Genomic DNA, 16,642 nt, shown 5'->3' with positions numbered 1-16,642 from the left:
CATTCAGCCCATGTCGGCCGATGCGCGCGCGAAGGCGTCGATGAAGGGGCGCAGCCGCGTGCCGCGCATTTTCAGCGAGGCCTGGTTGACGATCAGGCGCGAGGAGATCTGGCGGATCTCCTCGACTTCGACCAGGCGGTTGGCGCGCAGCGTGCCGCCCGAGGACACCAGGTCGACGATGGCGTCGGCCAGGCCCACCAGAGGGGCGAGCTCCATCGAGCCGTAGAGCTTGATGATGTCCACGTGCACGCCCTTGGCGGCAAAGTGCTCGCGCGCCGCACGCACGTACTTGGTGGCGATGCGCAGGCGCGAACCCTGGCGCACCGCGGCCTGGTAGTCGAAGCCCTCGGGCGCGGCCACGCACAGGCGGCAGCGGGCGATGTTCAGGTCGACGGGCTGGTACAGGCTGCCGGGGTGCTGGGCCATGTGCTCGTGCAGCACATCCTTGCCGGCGATGCCGAAGTCGGCGGCGCCGTACTGGACGTAGGTGGGGACGTCCGAGGCGCGCACGATGATGATCCGCAATCCGGGCGAGTCCGTCGGCAGGATCAGCTTGCGCGAGGTCTCGGGGTTTTCGGGCACGCCCACGCCGGCGGCCGCCAGCAGCGGCATGGTTTCGTCGAAGATGCGGCCCTTGGAGAGGGCCAGCGTCAGGGGATCTTGGTGGGTGCTCATGAGCGGATGCGTTCGATGCGGGCGCCCAGGGCCTGGAGCTTGGTCTCCATGCGCTCGTAGCCGCGGTCCAGGTGGTAAATGCGCTCGACGGTGGTGGTGCCGCGGGCCGCCAGCCCGGCGATGACCAGGCTGGCCGAGGCGCGCAAGTCGGTGGCCATCACGGTGGCGCCCGAGAGCGCCGGCACGCCGCTGACCACGGCGGTATGGCCGTCGATGTCGATGTCCGCCCCCATGCGGCAGAGTTCCTGCACGTGCATGTAGCGGTTCTCGAAGATGTTCTCGGTGATCACCGCGGTGCCCTCGGCCAGGGTGTTCAGGGCCATCACCTGGGCCTGCATGTCGGTCGGGAAGCCCGGGTATTCGCTGGTGCGAAAGCCCGTCGCGCGCGGCCGGCCGTCCATGGCGGCGCGGATCCAGTCCTTGCCGCATTCGATGGCCAGGCCCGCGTCGGCGAGCTTGTCGAGGATGGCGCCCATGGTGGCCGGCGCCGCGTTGCGCAGTGTGATTTGGCCGCCGGCGGCCGCCACGGCGCACAGGAAGGTGCCGGCCTCGATGCGGTCGGGCACGATGCGGTGGGTCGCGCCGTGCAGGGCGTCGACGCCCTCGATCACGATGCGGTCCGTGCCCTGCCCCTCGATGTGGGCGCCCATGGCGATCAGGACCTCGGCCAGGTCGACGACCTCGGGCTCGCAGGCGGCGTTCTCGAGGACGGTGCGGCCCTCGGCGAGGGTCGCGGCCATCATGAGGTTTTCAGTGCCGGTGACCGTGACCATGTCGGTCAGGATCGAGGCGCCGCGCAGGCGCGGGGCCTCGGCCACGACGAAGCCGTGCTCGATCCGGATCCGGGCGCCCATCGCTGCCAGGCCCTTGATGTGCTGGTCGACGGGGCGCTGGCCGATGGCGCAGCCGCCGGGCAGGCTGACGCGCGCCTGGCCGAAGCGCGCGAGCAACGGCCCCAGCACCAGGATCGAGGCGCGCATGGTCTTGACCAGTTCGTAGGGCGCCTCCCGGCTGTGGATCTGGTCGGCGCGCAGCCGCACCCGGCCACCCGCCTCGCGTTCGGCGTGCATGCCCATGCGCTGCAGCAGGGCGAGCGTCGTGCCGATGTCGCGCAGGTCGGGGACATTGTCGAGGGTGAGCGTATCGGCCGTCAGCAGGCCGGCGCACAGGATGGGCAGTGCGGCGTTCTTGGCGCCGGAGATCACGATTTCGCCGTCGAGCGCGACCCCGCCCTCGATGCGCAGTTTATCCATTCAAGGTGGCCTCGTATTCGGCCGGCGTCAGGGTGCGCATCGACAAGGCATGGATCTCGGCCTTCATGCGGTCGCCCAGCGCGCGGTAGACCGTCTGGTGGCGCGCCAGCGTGCGTTGCCCCTCGAAGACGCTGCTGACGATCAGGGCCTCGAAGTGCGCGCCGTCCCCGTAGACTTCGAGGTGGTGGCAGTCGAGGTTGTCGGCGATGTACTGGCGGACGAGTTCGGGGGTGGGCGACATGGTCAGCTCCGTAGTTTGTAGCCGCGCGCCAGCAGGCGCAGGGCGAACAGGCTCAGGGCCAGGGCGACGGCCAGCACCACGGCAAGGCTGTGCCAGGGCGAGACGTCGGACGCTGCGAAGAACCCGTGCCGAAAGCCGTCGATCATGTAGAAGACCGGGTTCCAGCGCGAGACCGCCTGCCAGAACGGCGGCAGGCTGTGGATGGAGTAGAACACCCCCGACAGGAAGGTCGCGGGGACGATGAGGAAATTCTGGAAGGCGGCGAGCTGGTCGAATTTTTCCGACCACAGGCCGGCGATCAGGCCCAGCGTGCCCAGGATCCAGCACGACAGCACGCCGAAGGCCAGCAGCCACAGCGGCTGGTGGATCGGCAGGGCGATGAAGAACAGCGCCACCAGCCAGACGCAGAACCCCACGATCATCCCGCGTGCGACGGCCGCCAGCAGGTAGGCCAGGAAGATCTGGCGGTGCGAGAACGGCGGCAGCAGCACGAAGATCAGGTTGCCCGTGATGCGGCTTTGGATGAGCGACGATGAGGGATTGGCGAAGGCGTTCTGCAGCATGCTCATCATCATCAGCCCGGGAATCAGGAAGGCCGTGTACGAGATCGTGCCGTAGACCTGCACGCGATCCTCGAGCACGTGCGAGAAGATCAACAGGTACAGCAGCGCCGTCACCACCGGCGCCGCGATGGTCTGCAGGCCGACCTTCCAGAAGCGCATCAGTTCCTTGTGCAGCAGCGTCGGAAAGCCCGAGCCCATCGCCGGGCGTTCCTGGGTCAGGGGGCGGATCATAGTTCGGCCTCCATGGCGACGTCCTCGTGCATGATGCGCACGAACGCGTCCTCGAGATCGGCGCCGCCCACCCGCGCCAACAGGGCCGGGGTCGTGTCCAGCGCCACCACGCGGCCGGCCTTCAGCATGGCGATGCGCCCGCACAGGGCCTCGGCCTCTTCGAGGTAGTGGGTGGTCAGCAGGATGGTGTGGCCGGCGCGGTTCAGGCGCGCGATGAATTCCCACAGCGTGCGCCGCAGGTCGACGTCCACCCCCGCGGTGGGCTCGTCCAGGATGATCACGGGCGGGCGGTGCACCAGGGCCTGGGCGACCAGCACCCGGCGCTTCATGCCGCCCGAGAGCGCGCGCATGTTGGTGTCGGCCTTGTCGAGCAGGCCCAGGTTGTCGAGGATCTCGTCGATCCAGTCATCATTGCGCCGCAGGCCGAAATAGCCCGACTGGATGCGCAAGGTCTCGCGCACGGTGAAGAACGGGTCGTAGACGATTTCCTGGGGCACCACGCCCAGCGACCGGCGCGCCTGGCGGAAATCGTCGACCACATCGTAGCCGCAGACCTGGGCGCGGCCGCCGGTGGCGTGCGCCAGGCCCGCTAGGATCGAGATCAGGGTGGTCTTGCCGGCGCCGTTGGGACCGAGCAGGCCGAAGAATTCGCCGTGCTCGACGCTGAGGCTGACGTCGCGCAGGGCCTGGAAACCGGCCGGCCGGCCGCGGCCGGAGACCATGTCCCGCAGGCTGCGGCGCGCAGGGGAGTAGATTTTCGAGACGTGTTGCAGATCAAGCGCGGGCATGGGCATGGGACCGGCCCCGTAAATGGAGCCGCAATCCACTATTATAGCCGCCCGGCGCCTTGCGCCCGGGGCCGCGGAGTCAGCGCGTGTTTCGCGAGGACAGCGCCTGGATCAGGCCGTCGATGCCGCTGCTGTTGATCTGCTGCGCGAACTGGTTGCGGTAGTTCTGGATCAGCCAGATGCCCTCGACGCCCAGGTCGTAGATTTTCCAGCCCGCGTCGGTGCGCTCGAGGCGGTAGTCCACCCCCACGGAGGGCGCATTGGGCTGGGTCACCGTCGAGCGCACCACCGCGTCATCCGCCGCCGGATCACCGCGAAACGGCTGGAAGTCGATGCGCGAACTGCTGTCGACCTTGGTGAAGGCGCCGCTGTAGGTGCGGATCAGGGTGCCCTTGAAGGCCTCGACCAAGGCGGTCTTTTGCTGGGGCGAGGCCTGGCGCCAATAGCGCCCGGCGCTCAGGCGGGTGGTCTTGTCCATGTCGACGTAGGGCATCGCGTATTGCTCGACCAGGGCGGTGATCGCCGCCACGTCGCCCTGGCGGGCGCGCTCGTCGGCCTTGACCGCATCGAGCATGTTGTTGGCGATGGCCTCCATGAAGGCGTTGGGCTCGGCCTTGGGGTCGACGGGGCGCTGCGCCTGGGCGGGTCCAGCGGCGGCCAGCGCCAGCGCGGTCCCCAGCAGGATCCCGAGGCCGAGGGTGCGCAAGCGATGTGAAAAGGCGGAAACAAAGGTGTGCATGGTCATGTCCATCATTCGTCATCCGGATCAGCATAATCCGGTAGCGTGGGGTCTGCATACCCCGGCCCCTGTTCGCCCGCGGCCTCGCCGCCACTGCGCCGGGACTGCACCATGACGTTGCGCCGCTGCAGGTAGGCGTCGCGGATGAAGCTGTACCGGTCGAGGGCGACCTGCTCGACGAGGCGGTCGGCCTCGAGCAGGTTGGCGCGCGTATCGACGATGTACAGGCCGACCAGGGCATTGCGCACCGGGATGTCGTCCAGCGTCAGGATCGCGGCGGTCGGCGAGGACGGGGCGACCAGGGCGACCCCCGTGCCGACCCCGTCGCGCACGGTGCTGGATCCGAGGAAGGGCAGCACCAGGTAGGGGCCGCTGTCGAAGCCCCACACCCCCAGCGTCACGCCGAAGTCGTTGGGGATCTTGCGCGCGCCGTTCATCGAGGCCACGTCGATGCAGCCGCCCAGCCCCATGGTGCTGTTGAACAGCACGCGGCCCAGGGTGTTGGCGAAATCGTGGCCGCGGCCCTGGATGAAGCTGTTGACCGCCGACCAGACATCGCCCAGGTTGCTGAAGACATTGTGGATACAGGTGCGCACGGGCCGTGGCGTGACGGTTTCGTAGCCGGTGGCGATGGGCTTGAGGAAGGCCCGATCGACCGTGTCGTTGAACGCGTACATGCTGCGGTTGTAGGATTCCCACGGATCGTTGGGAGCGGGATTGGGCACGTTCGCACATCCGGCCACCAAGGCGGCCGCAGCCAGCGCCAGGCCGGCGCGTGCGGCGCGGCGGCGAACGGGCAACGGTTGGGCGGATGGATTCGAGGTGTTCATGGCGGCGCCTTTGCGAACAGTTCGTGAAATGAAACTACGCATTGTATAAGGTCAAGGGATAAACCAGAACACCGGGCGCGCGGCGGAGCCGCGCCCGCACCGGCCAGCCGATGCGGCGCACCGCCGACATCCTCACTGCATGGCCGGCGCGGCGGCGCCGCCCTGGGCGCCGCCTTCTTTTTCGGCGGAACTGTAGAGGAACTTGCTGATCAGTTCCTCGAGGACCACGGCGCTTTGCGTGAACTGGATCTCGCCGCCCTGGGCCAGCATCTTGTCCTCGCCGCCCGGGGTCAGGCCGATGTACTGTTCACCCAGCAGGCCCGAGGTCAGGATCGACGCCGAGGAGTCCGTGGGGAACTCGTAGGCCTGCTCCATGTCCAGCGTGACCGCCGCCTGGTAGCGCTGGTTGTCGAAGCCGATGGCCGCGACCCGGCCGACCACCACGCCGCTGCTCTTGACGGGTGCGCGCACCTTGAGGCCGCCGATATTGTCGAAATGCGCCGTCACCTGGTAGGTGGGCGCGAAGGAGAATGAACTCATGTTGCCGGCGCGCAGCGCCAGGAATACGAGGGCGATCAGGCCCAGCAGGATGAACAGGCCTACCCAGAAATCGGTTTTTTCACGCGTCATGTCGTTTCCATCGAATCTTCAGTTGGCGAACATCAGCGCCGTCATGAGGAAATCCAGTCCCAGCACCGCCAGGGCGCCGTCGACCACCGTGCGCGTGGTCGCCCGCGACACGCCCTCGGGCGTGGCCCGCGCCGTCCAGCCCTGATAGAGCGCGATCAGCGTGACCACCACGCCGAAGACGAGGCTTTTGAAGACCCCGTTGGCGACGTCCTTGACGACGTCCACGCCGCTTTGCATTTGCGACCAGAAGGCGCCCGGGTCGATGCCGATCAGCACCACGCCCACGAACCAGCCGCCCAGCACGCCGACCATCGAGAACACGGCGGCCAGCACCGGCATGGCGATCACCCCGCCCCAGAACCGCGGCGCCAGCACGCGCCGCACGGGGTCGACGGCCATGACCTCCATGGCTGCGATCTGTTCGCCGGCCTTCATCAGGCCGATCTCGGCGGTCAGCGACGTGCCGGCGCGCCCGGCAAAGAGCAGCGCCGTCACCACCGGACCCAGTTCGCGCGTGAGCGACAGCGCCACCAGCAGGCCCAGGGCCTCCTCGGAGCCGTAGCGGTTCAGGGTGTAGTAGCCCTGCAGGCCCAGGACGAAGCCCACGAACAGGCCCGAGACGCCGATGATCAGCAGCGAGTGGTTGCCGATGAAATGGATTTGTTGCGACACCAGCCTGGGGCGGCGCAAGGCCACGCCGCTGCGCGCCAGAATGGCCACGAGCAGCCGCGCGAATGCGCCCAGGCCGGTGACGGCGGACAGGAATCCACGGCCCAGGGCGGTGATGCGTGACGTCAGGCCGTTCATGGCCGCCCCTTGGATGCCAGCCATTGCTGGAAGGCGGGCGTATCGGGATAGCGGAAGGCGATCGGACCGTCGGGCTGGCCGTCGAGGAACTGGCGCACGTAGGCGTCGGTCGAGGCTGACAGCGCCTCGGGCGTGCCGCGGGCGATCAGCGTGCGCTGGCCGATGAGATAGACCTGGTCGGCGATGGCGAAGGACTCGGCCACGTCGTGGGTGATCAGGATCGTGGCGCAGCCCAGCTGGTCGGTCATGTTGCGGATGAGCTGGGCGGTGACGCCCAGCGAGATCGGGTCCAGGCCGGCGAAAGGCTCGTCGTAGAGCATGAGCTCGGGCTCCAGCACGACGGCGCGCGCCAGTGCGACCCGCCGGGCCATGCCGCCGGAAATCTCCGAGATCCGCAGGTGCGCCGCCTGCCGCAGGCCGACGGCCTGCAGCTTGTCCAGGACGCGTTCGAGGATCTGGTGTTCGGAGATGCAGGTGTGTTCGCGCAGCGGAAAGGCGACGTTCTCGAACACATCGAGATCGGTGAACAGGGCGCCGGCCTGGAACAGCACTCCCATGCGCTGGCGGGCCTCGCGCAGCGCCTCGCCGTGCAGCGTCGCCATGTCGCGGCCGAAGACTTCGACGCGTCCGGCGCTGGCCGCGAGCTGTCCCGTGGTGGCGCGCAGCAGCGTGGTCTTGCCCGAGCCGGATCCGCCCATCACGGCGACGACCTGGCCCGGCAGGATCTCGAGGTCCACGTCGTGCAGCACGGTGAAATCGCCGTATCCCAGTGAAACACCGTCGAATTTCACGATGGGCGAGGAAGGAGCGGCTTGATTCATTTCGGGCCAAGTCTATCTCGATTTGCTATTGTACCCGTGGACGCAGCTAAGGTTGTGCCGGCTCGTGCCCACTGCCCGTGGGCCGGCTTAGGGAACTTTTTGCGGGCTCGTTCGTTGAACTGGATGTGAAGACGGATTCCGACCTCGAAGAGGCCCAGTACGCGGCACGCGCTTGCGCGGGAGACGCGCGCGCCTACGCTTGGCTGGTGACCCGGCACCAGGCTTCGGTCCATCGCTACCTGGTGCGACTGACGGGTGCGCCGGATACCGCGCGCGACTTGGCTCAGGATACCTTTCTGCGCGCGTTTCAGGCGATCGGGGCGTGGCGCCCCGAGGCCAGGTTCCGCACCTGGCTGTTCCGGATCGCCCATAACTTGGCGATGGATCACCTGCGCCGGGCCAGGCGCGAGCGTCTTTTCGTGCCGATCGACGGTGGGCTGGATGTGGCGGACCCGGCCCCCGGCCCGGACGCGCGCCTCGAGACCACGCAGAAAGCGCGCCGGCTGGAGGCGGCGCTGGCCGCCCTGCCGTCCGCCCATCGCGAGGTCCTTCTGTTGCGTGAAATCGAGGGGATGTCGTATGAGGACATTGCCCGCGCGCTCGATTTGAACCTTGGCACCGTGCGCTCGCGCATTGCGCGCGCACGGGCCGCGCTGCTCGCCGTTTTGCGAAGTTGACGGAGGAAACCATGCCCTGCCCCAGAACCGTCCTGCTGTCAGCCTATCTGGACCGCGCCTGCACCGAGCGGCGCGCGATGTTGATCGGCGTCCACGTCCGGTCTTGCCCGGCCTGCGCCGCCGAGCTGTCCGCCTTGCAGCGACTGTCCGACGAACTGCGCGAGCTGCCGGACCCGCCGCTGGACCTGGATCTTGCGGTCCGATACTCGTCGCGGCCGGCTTCGCGGCGCGCCCCCGCGTGGCGCCTATGGTTGGGCTGGAGCCCCGCCGGCCTGGCGATCGCCGCCGCGCTGGCGATGGGCGTCGGACTGGGCGTGCTGCCGCCGCCGGGTTCGCCGTCCGATCCCGGCGTGCGAACCGCGTCGCTTCGCGTTTTTGATCCTGTGCCGCCGGGCGGCCTATGCGCAGCCGCGGGGCTGTGCAATCCTTCGAAGGAGCAAACATGAATGCCCGTGTCCTGAAATCCGTGCTGGCGGCGTCACTGGCCTTGAATGTCGGCTTTGTCGGCGCGGTCGGCTATCGTCAGTGGCTGGGATCCGGGATGGCACGGACTCAACCGGCCTCGGCCCTGGCCGACCGGCTTTCGTTGTCGCCGTCGCAGCGTGCGGCCTGGCACGCGCTCGAACAGCCGTTCCTGGATGACCTGGCCACGAACTGGACGGATATCCGCGCCCAGCGCCAGGCCCTGCTCGACGAGATATTTTCGGGGCATCCGGATACCGCGCGCCTTGCCTCGATCCAGGCGCGCATCGCCAGCCTGCAGGATGCCCAGCAAAAGCGCGTGATCGCCCAGCTCCTGGCCGAGCAGGCGGTACTGGACGAAGGGCAGCGTGCGCTGCTCAAAACCCTTTTGCTCGACGAGTACGGCCGCCAGGCGAGCACGCGAGAGGGGCATTTGCACCAGGTGCCGCCACAGCCCTGAGCGAGCCCGGGGGCGGATGGAACTTTTCCGGACCTGGCACGTTTATATCAAGGTCGGGAACGACATTGACCGAACGCCTACAGGAGCCGCAATATGAAAACTTCCACTCGCCACCTCATCATTGCTTTGAGCCTTGCCATGCCCTTGGCCGGCAGTCCGGCCATCGCGGCCGAGACGCATGATCACGGACATGCCGAAACCACTGCGTTGACGCTGGATCATGGCCGCAAGTGGGCCACCGACGATCCCTTGCGCCTGGCGATGGGCAATCTGCGCCAAGCTGTGTCCGAGGCGCTGCCTCAGGCCCATGCGGGCACATTGACCGACGCCCAATATGATGGGCTGGGCGCACAAACCAACCGCGAGCTGTCCTATATCGTCCAAAACTGCAAATTGCCTCCGGACGCCGACGCCGCGCTGCATGTCATTCTGGGTGATGTGGTGGCCGGCGCCGACGTCGCCGCTGGCAAGCAGGCCGGGCAGCCTCGCGCGGACGGGGTGGTCGCGCTGGCGCGCGCCCTGAACCGTTATGGCGAATACTTCGACCATCCCGGTTGGGAAAACGTCAGTATTCCCCATTGATGGATGCACACGTCTGGCCGAACCGTCCCAGGCCCAGCGCGGCCAGTGCGCCTTGGCGACGCAGTATCCACAGTGCCTCCAGCCCCATGCGGCGGGCCAGCGCCGGCCCTTCGGTGGGTCCGGCGACCAGCAGCGCGGTGGCCCAGGCGTCGGCGTGCATGCAGCGGCGCGCCAGCACCGTGACGGAGGCGACCTCGTTGCGTACGGGGGCAGCGCGGCGCGCATCCATAGTGTGTGCCAGGCGTGCGCCGCCTATGTCCAGATAACGGCGGTAATCGCCGGAGGTGGCCACAGCCAGGTCCCGCAGCTCGAGGACGCTATGGACGCTGCGGCGCCCGGGGACGGGATTTTCCACCGCCACCGTCCAGGGGCGGTCGTCGGCTTGGCCGCCCAGGGCGCGCAATTCGCCGTCCAGCGCGATCAGGGCGTGCCGTATGCCGAGTTGCCGAAGCGTGCCGGCCATACGGTCCACCGCATAACCCTTGGCGATGCCGCACAGGTCCAGCTGTAGCGGTGCGTGTTTGCGGGCGCGGCCTGTGGCCCGGTCCAATTCCAATGCCTCATGTGTCGGCGGGTGCGTCGCTTGACTGGCAGCGCGAATCGCAGCCGCATCGGGCGCATTGCGGGCTGCGCCGAAGCCCCACGCATCGACCAGCGCGCCGACGGCCGGATCGAACGCGCCTTGGCTATGACGGCAGACGTCCAGAGCATGGGCCAGCACCTCGAGGGTTTCGGCGGGCAGGGCCACCCATGTCCCAGGCGGCGTATGGTTCAGGCGGTTGAGGTCGCTATCCGGCAGCCAGGGTGACATCTGCGTGTCCACCTGCGCCACGCTTGCAGCCATGGCGCCGCGCAGGACATGCGAGTCCGCGTCCAGCGGGGCATCGCAGATCACGGACCAGCGCGTGCCCATGGTGGGGCCGTGCAGCAGCAAACGCCTCGCGGCGGAACGGTTCGGGGGCATCGCGTCCATCCGAGCGACGCTGCTACTGCAGCTGAACCATGAACGACTGGATGAACTGCGTGCCGGCCTGTGGCTGGCCCGCCTGTGCGGAAGACAGGGGCACGCGGATCTCCGAAGGGCTGTCGTCCATGTCCTCCGCGGACACATCGACGCGGATTTCATAGCCCGCGTCGATCAGTGCGTCAGCCAGGTCGGTGGTCACCTTCAGGATCCGTCCCGCTCCGGCGCTGGCCCCGGTTATGCCTTGCAGACGGCGGCCGTCGCCAGCGGAGAGGCGGTTCCAGTCCGTCAGGTGTTTGTAGTACTTGGCTTTGCGGCCAGCCACCCACAGGGTACTGGCGTAGGCGCCGTTGGCATCGGTCAGGTAGATGGCCAGATAGGCGCCGTCGCCTTCAGGGTTCTTGAGCGTGGTTGAAAGCGTGACCTGGCGGCTATGCGCCAGCGCGGGCAGGAGCACGCATAAGGCGAGTAATGAAGTGAGGCGTTTCATGGGATACTCCTTATCGGAATCAACGCAGGGCAAAGGATTCACGGTGCAGGCGCCAAGGGCGCGGGCCGCCGGTGTATGCGTCCAGGGTGTCGCCCAGGCCTTGGGGACCGCAGAACCAGATGTCCAGCGGTTCGCCGAGGGACTCCAGGTCCCTGGGACGCAGGCGCTGGCCATGGGCGTCGCTGTGCACGGTGAGCGTGACCGGCGGCTGGGCCTGTTCGCACAATGTGCGCAGGCGCGGCAGCAGCGGATCGGTGGCGGCGTCGCGGGTGCAGTAGTGCATCTGTACGGCTTGCAAGGTGTGGGGCGCCGGGGCGGCGCCCGGTTGGCGGGCCTCCAGCAGCGCCAGGAAGGGCGTAACGCCTACGCCGCCGGCCACCCAGACCTGCTGGCGTTGATGGCGGCCCTTGCCGTTGAAGCGGCCATACGGGCCTTCGACGTCCACGCGCTGCCCGGCCTGCAGCCGACGGCCCAGAGTGCGGGTGTAGTCGCCCAGGGGCTTGATCACCAAGCGCAGCAGCCGCTCACCCTGTTCGTTGACGCCCAGGCTGCCGGGTGCGCTGGCAATGGTAAAGGGGTGGGCGCCCTCGGCGCCGTCGAATCGCACGAAGGCGAACTGCCCCGCGCGGTGGCCGGGCCAGCTTGGCGGCAGGGCGCAGATCACCTCGATGGGCGCAGCCGTGTCGCCCTCGCCCAGGATGTATACGGCATGGATATGGCCCGTGTGGCTGCGCGAGCGGCCGATCCGTCCCGCCAGCGACCAGATGGCCGCCACGCTGCCCAGTGCCAGCAGCGCGCCCATCAGCAGGCCCAGCGGCGCCGTCCAGAAGGCCAGTGGCATCAGCGCGATGCTGTGGAACACCAGCGCCAGGAACACGAGCGGCATGGCGCGATGCAGGAAGCGCCAGGGACGGTAGGGCAGCAGCCGGGTCAGCAGCGTGATGGCCACCATGGCCAGCAGCAGATAAAACGCCATCTCGCCCAGGTCTTTGGCAACGCCCCGGGTGCCGGTCAGCCACGGGAGGACCGCCTCGCGTGCGGGTCGGCCCTCGCGTCCCCATAGGAACTTGATCCAGTCGCTGGACTGATCGGCCCCCCAATGCAGGAGGGCGAACAATGCCGCGCCGATGCCCGCCCACTTGTGCAGGCGATAGACCTGATCCATGCCGCCCAGGGGACGCTCCAGCCAGGGCGGGCGCAGGGCCAGTAGCATCACCAGCCCCATCAGGCCGATGCTCCACAGGCCGGAAAGGTACAGAATATGCTGGCGCAGCTGCCACCAGCCCGTGGCGGCGCCCTGCGCGTCCACCAGTGGCGATACACCCAGCTGCGGCGAGGCCACGGCCAGCCAGGCCAGGGCGATGGCGGCCAGCCAGGCTCCCAAGGCAATTTTGATACGCATGATGTTTCCCCTGTTTGCGGATTTGAGGCCCATTCTGTGGGACTCGCCATGAACGCCTGGTGAAGGCGCCGTTCATCTCCCGTTCATCGCGGCCCCTGTATAAAATTGCCCATGAAGACATTGCATCGTTTCCTCATCCCGCCGGCCCTGGCTTTGGGCATCGCCATGACGGGCGGCGCTTTGCATGCCGGTGAGCATGAGGATCATGAATTGGCGCGCCAGGCGCTCGAACGCGGCCAGGTGTTGCCGTTGCGCGTCGTGCTCGACAAGGTCGAGCACGAATACCAGGGGCAGGTGCTGAAAGTGGAGTTCGAGCGTGAGGATGGCCGCTTCATCTACGAGATCCGCATGCTGCAGGATGACGGCCGCATGGCCAAGCTCCAGGTCGATGCGGTGGATGGGCGCGTGTTGAAGGTCAAACGCAAGGAAGACCGAAAGGACAGGGATGCGGATTCTCGTCGTTGAGGACGAACCCGTGCTGTGCACCCAGCTGGTGCAGGCCATTACCGCGGCGGGCCATACGGTCGAGACCGCCGGCGACGGGGTCCAGGCGCACTATCTGGGCGAGGTCGAGGATTTCGACGCGGTGGTGCTGGACCTGGGCCTGCCCGCGCTCGATGGCCTGTCGGTGCTGCGACGCTGGCGCGCGGCAGGACGCAACATGCCGGTGCTGATCCTCACCGCGCGCAGTGCCTGGCACGAAAAGGTGGCCGGCATGGACGCGGGCGCCGACGACTATCTGGCCAAGCCCTTCCACATGGAGGAACTGCTGGCCCGCCTGCGCGCCCTGCTGCGACGCTTGGGCGAGCATGCCACGGCCCAGTGGCAGTGCGGCGCCATCTGGCTGGACACACGCCAGGCGCGCGTGCTGGTGGACGGCCGGCCGCTGACGCTGACCAGCCACGAGTTCAAGCTGCTGTCGCTGCTCATGCAACGCAAGGGCGAGGTGCTGTCCCGCACGGAACTGTCCGAGCACATCTACCCGCATGACAGCGACCGAGATTCCAATACGATCGAGGTCTTCGTGGGCCGCCTGCGCAAAAAGCTGCCCCCGGGCAGCATAGAAACCGTGCGTGGTCTGGGCTACCGGCTGGTCGAGGCGGGCGCGCCTGCATGAGGGGCGGTTCGTTGCGCCTGCGGCTGCTGGCGGGCACCCTGGCGTGGATGGTGCTCAGCATCGCGCTGGCGGGCTGGGCGCTGCGCGCCCTGTTTCAGGACCACATCACGCAGCAGCTGCAGGCGCAATTGGTGGTGCAGCTGGACCAGCTGAGCGCCGCCGTGGACTGGACGCCCCGGGACGGCGCCACCGTGGCGGCCATGGTGGCCGACCCGCGCCTGGCGCAGCCGCTGTCCGGCCTGTATTGGCAGATCGACCGGCTGGGTGCGGCACCGCTGTCGGCCGTTGTGCGTTCGCGTTCGCTATGGGACCAAGTGCTGACGCTGCCGCCCGCCCTCGAAGACTACCCCGCCCGTGGGTACCGCGTGCTGCACCTGCGCGATGCGCAAGGCCATGAATTGCTGGCCGTGGCACGTACCCTGCAGCTTGCCGAGGACGACGCCCCGCTGTTGCGCCTGGCCGTGGCCGGCGACACGGCGCTGCTGGCCGAACCCCTGCAGCGGTTCACCCGCATGCTGCTGATCGCGCTCGGCATGTTGGCGCTGGCCATGGCCGTGGCCATGGCGGTCCAGTTGCATTTGGCCCTGCGTCCCTTCAGGCTGCTGCGCGCGCGTCTGGCGGCGGTGCGTGACGGCCATGCCGTCCAAATCGAAGGACGCTTCCCGCAAGAGCTGCAACCCTTGGTCAACGAGTTCAATCACGTGCTGGCAGCGAACGCCGACATGGTGGGGCGCGCCCGTACCCAGGCCGGCAATCTGGCGCATGCGGTGCACACGCCCTTGTCCATCCTCGCCAATGCGGCCGAGCAGGACAGCAGCCCTCTGGCGCGGCTGGTGCTCGAGCAGGTGGCTGGCGCGCGTCGCCAGGTGGACTACCACCTTGCGCGCGCCCGCGCCGCTGCGGCCGTGCGCGCCACGGGATTGCGCACGCCAGTGCTGGCGCCCGTGCAGGCGCTGCTGCGCACCATGCAGCGCCTGCACGCCCAGCGACAGCTGGCGTTCGAGCTGGCGCCCCAGGCACAGGATGGCGCGTTTCGCGGCGAGGAGCAGGACCTGTACGAGCTGCTGGGCAACCTGATCGACAATGCGGGCAAGTGGGCGCGCACGCGCGTCGTCGTCGATGTGCAGCATGAGGACGGACGGATCTGCTTCACCGTGGATGACGATGGGCCGGGCATTCCGGAGGCGCTGCGTGCGCGCATGTTCGAGCGTGGCGTGCAGCTGGACGAACAGCATCCGGGCTCCGGCCTTGGGCTGGATATCGTGCGTGTGCTGGCGCAGACCTACGGCGGCAGTGTGCAGGCATTGGCATCGCCGCTAGGCGGCGCGCGGCTGCGCCTGTGCCTGCCGGCGGCCGACGGCGGCGCGCAGCCCTATACCTGATAGGTTGTTGCGGCCTTGCCTTGGCCTGCCGGCGAGACCGGCCAAGGCAAGGCCGCGTATTAGCGCGGCAGCACCGACGAACCCATCAGGTACTCGTCCACCGAGCGCGCGCACTGGCGCCCCTCGCGGATCGCCCACACCACCAGGGACTGGCCGCGGCGCATGTCGCCGGCGGCGAACACCTTGGCGCGGCTGCTGCAATAGTCCTCGGTGTTGGCCTGCGCATTGCCGCGCCCGTCCACCGCGATGTCGAAGGCATCCAGCACGGCGCGCACTGGCGACACGAAGCCCATCGCCAGCAGCACCAGGTCGGCCGGCATCTCGAAGCGCGAATCCTTCACCTCGCGCATCTTCAACTGGCCGGTCGCCTTGTCGCGCAGCCATTCCAGCCGGGCGGCGACCAGCTTGTCCACTTTGCCGCCCTTGCCCTCGAAGGCCTGCGTGCCCACCGCCCAGTCGCGCTGGCAGCCTTCCTCGTGCGAACTCGAGGTGCGCAGCTTGATCGGCCAATAGGGCCAGGTGAGCATTTTGTCCTCGGCCTCGGGCGGCTTGAACATCAGTTCGAACTGCGTCACCGAGGCCGCGCCCTGGCGATTGCTGGTGCCCACGCAATCCGAACCCGTGTCGCCGCCGCCGATGACGATGACGTGCTTGTCCTTGGCGCTGATCGGCCGGGCGATGCGGTCGCCGTGGTTGAGCTTGTTCTGCTGGCGCAGGAAATCCATCGCGAAGTGCACGCCGCGCAGCTCGCGCCCGGGCACCGGCAGGTCGCGCGGCTGTTCGGCGCCGCCGGCCAGCACCACCGCGTCGTGGTGCTCCAGCAGATCCTCCGGTGTGACCACGGTGAGGCCGTCCTCGGCGTCCTCGGGGCGGCCCACGTAGGTCGAAGGGAAAAATTCCACGCCCTCGGCCTCCATCTGCGCCACGCGGCGGTCGATGTGGGCCTTTTCCAGCTTGAAGTCCGGAATGCCGTAGCGCAGCAGGCCGCCGATGCGGTTGCTTTTTTCATAGACGGATACGCTATGGCCGGCCCGCGCCAGCTGCTGCGCGCAGGCCAGGCCCGAGGGGCCGGAGCCGATGACGGCGACCCTTTTGCCGGTCTTGCGCGTGGGCGGCATGGGCAAGACCCAGCCCTCGGCCCAGCCGCGCTCGATGATGGCATGCTCGATCGACTTGATGCCCACCGCCTCGAAGTTCAGGTTCAGGGTACAGGCGGCCTCGCAGGGCGCGGGGCAGACGCGGCCGGTGAACTCGGGGAAATTGTTCGTCGACAGCAGCACGTCCAGCGCGCGGCGCCAGTCCTGCCGGTAGACCAGGTCGTTCCAGTCGGGAATGATGTTGTTGACCGGGCAGGCGTGGGTGCAGAATGGAATGCCGCAGTCCATGCAGCGTGCGCCCTGGACCTTGGCTTCCTCGTCGGTCAGGACGGGGACGAATTCCTTCCAGTGGCGCATGCGCGAGGCGGGCGCCTCGTAGGCGGGCGAGACCCGCTGGAATTCCATGAATCCGGTGATTTTTCCCATGTTCT

21 protein-coding genes are annotated in these 16,642 nt (G+C 68.1%); 7 read left to right on the top strand and 14 right to left on the bottom strand.

The genetic code is table 11. The features are described 5' to 3' along the window. Nucleotides 1–3 precede the first annotated feature (3 nt). The 10 genes from hisG to OOZ48_RS16630 all read right to left on the bottom strand — a co-directional run bounded on the left by hisG (nucleotide 4) and on the right by OOZ48_RS16630 (nucleotide 7,578). A complete protein-coding gene (gene hisG / locus OOZ48_RS16675) occupies nucleotides 4–675 on the bottom strand; it encodes an ATP phosphoribosyltransferase (protein WP_269499948.1) in 672 nt (223 codons plus the stop codon). Continuing rightward, a complete protein-coding gene (murA, locus tag OOZ48_RS16670; RefSeq protein ID WP_269499947.1) occupies nucleotides 672–1,928 on the bottom strand; it encodes a UDP-N-acetylglucosamine 1-carboxyvinyltransferase in 1,257 nt (418 codons plus the stop codon). The genes hisG and murA overlap by 4 nt, the downstream gene beginning before the upstream one ends. Next, complete coding sequence (locus OOZ48_RS16665) at nucleotides 1,921–2,169, bottom strand: BolA family protein (protein ID WP_269499946.1); 249 nt, start codon at nucleotides 2,167–2,169, stop codon at nucleotides 1,921–1,923. The genes murA and OOZ48_RS16665 overlap by 8 nt, the downstream gene beginning before the upstream one ends. A 2-nt stretch (nucleotides 2,170–2,171) precedes the next feature. Continuing rightward, on the bottom strand, nucleotides 2,172–2,963 hold the full coding sequence (locus OOZ48_RS16660) for an ABC transporter permease (protein ID WP_269499945.1): 792 nt from the start codon (nucleotides 2,961–2,963) through the stop codon (nucleotides 2,172–2,174). Continuing rightward, complete coding sequence (locus tag OOZ48_RS16655; RefSeq protein ID WP_269499944.1) at nucleotides 2,960–3,751, bottom strand: ABC transporter ATP-binding protein; 792 nt, start codon at nucleotides 3,749–3,751, stop codon at nucleotides 2,960–2,962. The genes OOZ48_RS16660 and OOZ48_RS16655 overlap by 4 nt, the downstream gene beginning before the upstream one ends. Nucleotides 3,752–3,830: 79 nt before the next feature. Further along, entirely contained in the window at nucleotides 3,831–4,490 is a 660-nt protein-coding gene (locus OOZ48_RS16650) for an MlaC/ttg2D family ABC transporter substrate-binding protein (RefSeq protein WP_269499943.1), read from the bottom strand. Between the two features lie 11 nt (nucleotides 4,491–4,501). Next, nucleotides 4,502–5,320 (bottom strand): MlaA family lipoprotein, encoded by an 819-nt coding sequence (locus OOZ48_RS16645; RefSeq protein ID WP_269499942.1) that lies wholly within the window; start codon nucleotides 5,318–5,320, stop codon nucleotides 4,502–4,504. Nucleotides 5,321–5,452: 132 nt separating this feature from the next. Next, nucleotides 5,453–5,950 carry an outer membrane lipid asymmetry maintenance protein MlaD gene (mlaD, locus tag OOZ48_RS16640; protein ID WP_269499941.1) on the bottom strand — a complete coding sequence of 166 codons (498 nt, stop codon included), beginning with the start codon at nucleotides 5,948–5,950 and terminating at the stop codon, nucleotides 5,453–5,455. Nucleotides 5,951–5,968: 18 nt separating this feature from the next. After that, nucleotides 5,969–6,757 (bottom strand): lipid asymmetry maintenance ABC transporter permease subunit MlaE, encoded by a 789-nt coding sequence (gene mlaE / locus OOZ48_RS16635; RefSeq protein WP_269499940.1) that lies wholly within the window; start codon nucleotides 6,755–6,757, stop codon nucleotides 5,969–5,971. Next, nucleotides 6,754–7,578 carry an ABC transporter ATP-binding protein gene (locus OOZ48_RS16630; RefSeq protein WP_269499939.1) on the bottom strand — a complete coding sequence of 275 codons (825 nt, stop codon included), beginning with the start codon at nucleotides 7,576–7,578 and terminating at the stop codon, nucleotides 6,754–6,756. Before OOZ48_RS16630 ends, mlaE begins: the two co-directional genes overlap by 4 nt. 125 nt (nucleotides 7,579–7,703) lie before the next feature. Between OOZ48_RS16630 and OOZ48_RS16625 the strand changes: the two genes are divergently transcribed. The 4 genes from OOZ48_RS16625 to OOZ48_RS16610 all read left to right on the top strand — a co-directional run bounded on the left by OOZ48_RS16625 (nucleotide 7,704) and on the right by OOZ48_RS16610 (nucleotide 9,759). After that, nucleotides 7,704–8,255: an RNA polymerase sigma factor gene (locus OOZ48_RS16625; RefSeq protein ID WP_269499938.1), complete on the top strand. Its 552-nt coding sequence runs from the start codon at nucleotides 7,704–7,706 to the stop codon at nucleotides 8,253–8,255. Nucleotides 8,256–8,266: 11 nt separating this feature from the next. Then, nucleotides 8,267–8,701, top strand: coding sequence for an anti-sigma factor family protein (locus OOZ48_RS16620; RefSeq protein WP_269499937.1), 435 nt, complete (start codon nucleotides 8,267–8,269; stop codon nucleotides 8,699–8,701). Further along, nucleotides 8,698–9,177, top strand: a complete 480-nt coding sequence (locus OOZ48_RS16615; RefSeq protein WP_269499936.1) for a Spy/CpxP family protein refolding chaperone — start codon at nucleotides 8,698–8,700, stop codon at nucleotides 9,175–9,177. Before OOZ48_RS16620 ends, OOZ48_RS16615 begins: the two co-directional genes overlap by 4 nt. A gap of 93 nt (nucleotides 9,178–9,270) precedes the next feature. Continuing rightward, the gene (locus OOZ48_RS16610) at nucleotides 9,271–9,759 is read left to right on the top strand and encodes a hypothetical protein (RefSeq protein ID WP_269499935.1); all 489 of its coding nucleotides are present in this window, start codon (nucleotides 9,271–9,273) and stop codon (nucleotides 9,757–9,759) included. Here the strand turns inward: OOZ48_RS16610 and OOZ48_RS16605 are convergent. Genes OOZ48_RS16605 through OOZ48_RS16595 form a run of 3 tightly spaced genes read right to left on the bottom strand, consistent with a single transcriptional unit; the run spans nucleotide 9,743 to nucleotide 12,615 of the window. Next, nucleotides 9,743–10,723 carry an FAD:protein FMN transferase gene (locus OOZ48_RS16605; RefSeq protein ID WP_269499934.1) on the bottom strand — a complete coding sequence of 327 codons (981 nt, stop codon included), beginning with the start codon at nucleotides 10,721–10,723 and terminating at the stop codon, nucleotides 9,743–9,745. The two genes, OOZ48_RS16610 and OOZ48_RS16605, sit on opposite strands and share 17 nt — an antisense overlap. Before the next feature lie 22 nt (nucleotides 10,724–10,745). Then, nucleotides 10,746–11,213 (bottom strand): DUF2271 domain-containing protein, encoded by a 468-nt coding sequence (locus OOZ48_RS16600; protein WP_269499933.1) that lies wholly within the window; start codon nucleotides 11,211–11,213, stop codon nucleotides 10,746–10,748. Nucleotides 11,214–11,232: 19 nt separating this feature from the next. Then, nucleotides 11,233–12,615, bottom strand: a complete 1,383-nt coding sequence (locus tag OOZ48_RS16595) for a ferredoxin reductase family protein (RefSeq protein ID WP_269499932.1) — start codon at nucleotides 12,613–12,615, stop codon at nucleotides 11,233–11,235. 165 nt (nucleotides 12,616–12,780) lie between these two features. Between OOZ48_RS16595 and OOZ48_RS16590 the strand changes: the two genes are divergently transcribed. The 3 genes from OOZ48_RS16590 to OOZ48_RS16580 are packed head-to-tail and all read left to right on the top strand — an operon-like array spanning nucleotide 12,781 to nucleotide 15,114. Continuing rightward, the gene (locus OOZ48_RS16590; RefSeq protein WP_269499995.1) at nucleotides 12,781–13,080 is read left to right on the top strand and encodes a PepSY domain-containing protein; all 300 of its coding nucleotides are present in this window, start codon (nucleotides 12,781–12,783) and stop codon (nucleotides 13,078–13,080) included. Then, nucleotides 13,061–13,732, top strand: coding sequence for a response regulator transcription factor (locus OOZ48_RS16585; protein WP_269499931.1), 672 nt, complete (start codon nucleotides 13,061–13,063; stop codon nucleotides 13,730–13,732). Before OOZ48_RS16590 ends, OOZ48_RS16585 begins: the two co-directional genes overlap by 20 nt. After that, nucleotides 13,729–15,114, top strand: a complete 1,386-nt coding sequence (locus OOZ48_RS16580) for a sensor histidine kinase (protein WP_269499930.1) — start codon at nucleotides 13,729–13,731, stop codon at nucleotides 15,112–15,114. Before OOZ48_RS16585 ends, OOZ48_RS16580 begins: the two co-directional genes overlap by 4 nt. 59 nt (nucleotides 15,115–15,173) lie before the next feature. On the opposite strand, the gene OOZ48_RS16575 is transcribed toward OOZ48_RS16580, so the two are convergent. Further along, nucleotides 15,174–16,637 (bottom strand): glutamate synthase subunit beta, encoded by a 1,464-nt coding sequence (locus OOZ48_RS16575; RefSeq protein WP_269499929.1) that lies wholly within the window; start codon nucleotides 16,635–16,637, stop codon nucleotides 15,174–15,176. Between the last annotated feature and the right edge of the window lie 5 nt (nucleotides 16,638–16,642).

The organism is Castellaniella sp. S9 (assembly GCF_027257175.1).
Classification (GTDB): Bacteria; Pseudomonadota; Gammaproteobacteria; order Burkholderiales; family Burkholderiaceae_B; genus Castellaniella.
The sequence above is the reverse complement of the archived record's forward strand: the minus strand, read 5'-3'. Positions and strand labels throughout refer to the sequence as shown.

What these genes read in the sequence shown, in the direction of transcription:
- hisG (WP_269499948.1), bottom strand. Translation starts at nt 675, where the DNA reads ATGAGCACCCACCAAGATCCCCTGACGCTGGCCCTCTCCAAGGGCCGC.
- murA (WP_269499947.1), bottom strand. Translation starts at nt 1,928, where the DNA reads ATGGATAAACTGCGCATCGAGGGCGGGGTCGCGCTCGACGGCGAAATC.
- OOZ48_RS16665 (WP_269499946.1), bottom strand. Translation starts at nt 2,169, where the DNA reads ATGTCGCCCACCCCCGAACTCGTCCGCCAGTACATCGCCGACAACCTC.
- OOZ48_RS16660 (WP_269499945.1), bottom strand. Translation starts at nt 2,963, where the DNA reads ATGATCCGCCCCCTGACCCAGGAACGCCCGGCGATGGGCTCGGGCTTT.
- OOZ48_RS16655 (WP_269499944.1), bottom strand. Translation starts at nt 3,751, where the DNA reads ATGCCCGCGCTTGATCTGCAACACGTCTCGAAAATCTACTCCCCTGCG.
- OOZ48_RS16650 (WP_269499943.1), bottom strand. Translation starts at nt 4,490, where the DNA reads ATGCACACCTTTGTTTCCGCCTTTTCACATCGCTTGCGCACCCTCGGC.
- OOZ48_RS16645 (WP_269499942.1), bottom strand. Translation starts at nt 5,320, where the DNA reads ATGAACACCTCGAATCCATCCGCCCAACCGTTGCCCGTTCGCCGCCGC.
- mlaD (WP_269499941.1), bottom strand. Translation starts at nt 5,950, where the DNA reads ATGACGCGTGAAAAAACCGATTTCTGGGTAGGCCTGTTCATCCTGCTG.
- mlaE (WP_269499940.1), bottom strand. Translation starts at nt 6,757, where the DNA reads ATGAACGGCCTGACGTCACGCATCACCGCCCTGGGCCGTGGATTCCTG.
- OOZ48_RS16630 (WP_269499939.1), bottom strand. Translation starts at nt 7,578, where the DNA reads ATGAATCAAGCCGCTCCTTCCTCGCCCATCGTGAAATTCGACGGTGTT.
- OOZ48_RS16620 (WP_269499937.1), top strand. Translation starts at nt 8,267, where the DNA reads ATGCCCTGCCCCAGAACCGTCCTGCTGTCAGCCTATCTGGACCGCGCC.
- OOZ48_RS16615 (WP_269499936.1), top strand. Translation starts at nt 8,698, where the DNA reads ATGAATGCCCGTGTCCTGAAATCCGTGCTGGCGGCGTCACTGGCCTTG.
- OOZ48_RS16610 (WP_269499935.1), top strand. Translation starts at nt 9,271, where the DNA reads ATGAAAACTTCCACTCGCCACCTCATCATTGCTTTGAGCCTTGCCATG.
- OOZ48_RS16605 (WP_269499934.1), bottom strand. Translation starts at nt 10,723, where the DNA reads ATGCCCCCGAACCGTTCCGCCGCGAGGCGTTTGCTGCTGCACGGCCCC.
- OOZ48_RS16600 (WP_269499933.1), bottom strand. Translation starts at nt 11,213, where the DNA reads ATGAAACGCCTCACTTCATTACTCGCCTTATGCGTGCTCCTGCCCGCG.
- OOZ48_RS16595 (WP_269499932.1), bottom strand. Translation starts at nt 12,615, where the DNA reads ATGCGTATCAAAATTGCCTTGGGAGCCTGGCTGGCCGCCATCGCCCTG.
- OOZ48_RS16590 (WP_269499995.1), top strand. Translation starts at nt 12,781, where the DNA reads ATGACGGGCGGCGCTTTGCATGCCGGTGAGCATGAGGATCATGAATTG.
- OOZ48_RS16585 (WP_269499931.1), top strand. Translation starts at nt 13,061, where the DNA reads ATGCGGATTCTCGTCGTTGAGGACGAACCCGTGCTGTGCACCCAGCTG.
- OOZ48_RS16580 (WP_269499930.1), top strand. Translation starts at nt 13,729, where the DNA reads ATGAGGGGCGGTTCGTTGCGCCTGCGGCTGCTGGCGGGCACCCTGGCG.
- OOZ48_RS16575 (WP_269499929.1), bottom strand. Translation starts at nt 16,637, where the DNA reads ATGGGAAAAATCACCGGATTCATGGAATTCCAGCGGGTCTCGCCCGCC.